Here is a 2,566-nt window from a genome sequence, read left to right on the forward strand (position 1 = left end):
GTGCTGCCATGCGGGCAGTCCACGCCGGGCTCAACCTCTCCCTTGCGAGTGAAACCGGGACGTCCGCCATAACGGAATGCATATTCATAGGCGCTCACTACATAGCCGCGGGTCCAGGGCGCTGCCGTGGCGGGCAGTACGGTGCCGCCGGTCACGGCTAAAACTACCATGCAAGCCATCAGATCTTTTTTTAGAACCATCACATTCACCTCCCAACGGCAGGACTCAGGAAACAACCACTGTTCCAACCATTCCCATCGCTTCATGCATTTTGCAGATATATTTGTAGGTACCCTTGACCGTGAATGTGTGGCTGAAGGTGGCGTCTTCCTCCATATTGCCGGAATCGAATGGCGCCACGCCTGTTGGCAGCGCGACATCAGAAGCCGTGGCCGCCTGGGTGGGATCGAAGGTAACGGTGTGCGTGATGACGCCCGGATTGGTCCACTTCACCGTGTCGCCCACACTGATATTGACGGTCGCGGGCACGAACGCGCCTTTGGGACTGTTCTTCATGGAAACATCAACGGTCTTGCCTTGAGCCAGTGCGGGTGAGGCAGCAAAGACACCCAGACTCGCGAGCATTTCCGTAAAAGCACGACGATGAATCTTCACTGGCATTCCTTGCGATTATTCCGGCGGAGAGACTTGGTTGATCAGGAGGTCGGATAGCGCTCGGGCCTCGAAAGCCAGCGGATCGGCGTCGTCCATCTGACCCTCGTGGAGGATGATGTCGGCGCTAACCTCGAAGTCCGCGATGCTTTTGGGATCATCGGTGATGAAAGCTGTAGCCGCGAAAGGACTCCAGGCCTTCCAGGCTGGAGAGCCGCTGGTCTTGTAGCGCCAGACCGGGCGGAAATACTCCATGCGGAAACTGTAGCGCAGGCCGGCGGGATCGCGTTTGGGCACGGGCGCCGTGTCACCTTTCGAGCGGGATTCAACAAGAGTGAACCAGCTCGCCTTCTTCTCCATGGTCAGTTCCGCGGCACGATAGGCGAGATATCTCTCGATATCGCCTTGGGTGGTGAACTTGTGGGCGGCCACGACCAGGTGAAACCGGTCGGCGTCCGTTTTTGTCGCTGTGAACACACCCGGCTTGGCGGGCGGCACCATGGGGAGATTGTCGGAGGAAGCCTGGGCGGGCTTGGCCGGCGCTGGCGTCAAAGCCGGGGTGGCCGTCGGATCGGCTGCCAAACCGATTCCGGCCGAGGCGCAAAGCGCAGCGAGGGCCAATCCGGTAACAATACTGCGTATCATTCGTCCCTGCCTTGTCTTGGATCCTAGAAATAGAAGCCGATCGACACCGCGTACACGATGGCGGTAGCGGCGACCGCGCCGATTACAAATCGCCAGAAGGGCGCGCCCTGCATTTCCGTTTCGGCAGCTCTGCCAACATCGCCTGCGTCAACCCGGCGCTTGCCGTGGATCATAGGGCCAATGAGATTCCGGCGTTTGCAGAGAAAGTAGAAGATCACCGCAGTCAGATGCAGCACGATGACCCATAGGAGGATCTTGAACCAATGGTAGTGGAGATGCGCGAGATGGCGGCCCTGCTTGAAGGTGATGTAGCTCGACAGGGGTCCCGAATAGAGCCCGTCCACATCGACCGCAAACAGGCCAAGGATGACCACCGCCAGGACCAAGCCCAGCATCACAACAATACTAATCGCTCCCAGTGCATTGTGGCCATGGCTCTGGGGCACATCGCGCCGGTGCAGCGTTCTGGCATAGTCGAGAATGGCTTTGGGGCCCCGCACGAAATTGACGAACCGGGCGGTCGAGGAGCCGACCACCCCCCAATAGAGACGCATCAGCACGATCCAGAGGATCGCGTAGCCGCTCCACAGGTGATATTCGAGTTCATTGTTGATGCCAGTCCACCAGCATACGCTGATCCCAATCACCAGCAGCCAGTGCATGGCCCGCACCGGCAGGTCCCAGACTTCGAGGTCCGTTGTGTCGGCGAGCGCCGCTTCCATCCGGCCGGCCTCAGGCGAGGTCATGGAATTCCTAGTCTTCATCGTAGTCGGGCGAACGATAGCGGTCATGGCAGGCCTTACAGGCCTTGCCCATCGCTTCCACCTGCGCCTTCAGGGCGTTCGCGTCCTTGCTAACCGCAACCTGATTCAGCTTGGATGCTTCGACCTCCGCTACTTTGCCCAACGTTACGAAGTCATCGTTGTTCTGCCAGATTGCCGAGAGCGCATATGTCTTGGCTCCAGAATCGGGGCCGCTGCCCTTGGGAAACCACTTCAGCAGGTAGCCGCTGCGATCCTTGATCGTCTGAGCGTTAGGCACGACCGTATTGTCCCAATCAATGGTTCGCTTCTTCAGCTCGTCACTAATCGCCTTGAGCGCACCTCCCATGTCTCGGTACTTGTCCTGGCGAGACTTGATCTGAGCGACTTCTGCCGGACCGGCAGTAGCCTCCAACATAGCAACACCAATTGCCACACACGCTGCTGCGGCGACAAAACGAAAGCTCAACACAGGCATACGAACAAACGCCCCCAATCGCTGCGACGGTCCACTCGTGATGGATGAACGGATACGACTATGTGAGCAG

4 protein-coding genes are annotated in these 2,566 nt (G+C 58.7%); all 4 read right to left on the reverse strand.

The genetic code is table 11. The features are described 5' to 3' along the window. Window positions 1–225: 225 nt before the first annotated feature. Window positions 226–615: a cupredoxin domain-containing protein gene (locus Q3C01_RS44735; RefSeq protein WP_458151723.1), complete on the reverse strand. Its 390-nt coding sequence runs from the start codon at window positions 613–615 to the stop codon at window positions 226–228. 15 nt (window positions 616–630) lie between these two features. Then, window positions 631–1,257 (reverse strand): CC0125/CC1285 family lipoprotein, encoded by a 627-nt coding sequence (locus tag Q3C01_RS44740; protein WP_458151724.1) that lies wholly within the window; start codon window positions 1,255–1,257, stop codon window positions 631–633. A 23-nt stretch (window positions 1,258–1,280) separates the two neighbouring features. Further along, the gene (locus Q3C01_RS44745) at window positions 1,281–1,979 is read right to left on the reverse strand and encodes a cytochrome b/b6 domain-containing protein (RefSeq protein WP_458151725.1); all 699 of its coding nucleotides are present in this window, start codon (window positions 1,977–1,979) and stop codon (window positions 1,281–1,283) included. Between the two features lie 31 nt (window positions 1,980–2,010). After that, window positions 2,011–2,566 (reverse strand): c-type cytochrome (locus Q3C01_RS44750; protein ID WP_458151727.1); only part of this gene is annotated, 556 nt, incomplete at its 5' end.

The organism is Bradyrhizobium sp. UFLA05-109 (genome assembly GCF_054185165.1).

Excerpts from the sequence above, each read along its gene's own strand:
- Q3C01_RS44740 (WP_458151724.1), bottom strand. The coding sequence starts at position 1,257 with ATGATACGCAGTATTGTTACCGGATTGGCCCTCGCTGCGCTTTGCGCC.
- Q3C01_RS44745 (WP_458151725.1), bottom strand. The coding sequence starts at position 1,979 with ATGGAAGCGGCGCTCGCCGACACAACGGACCTCGAAGTCTGGGACCTG.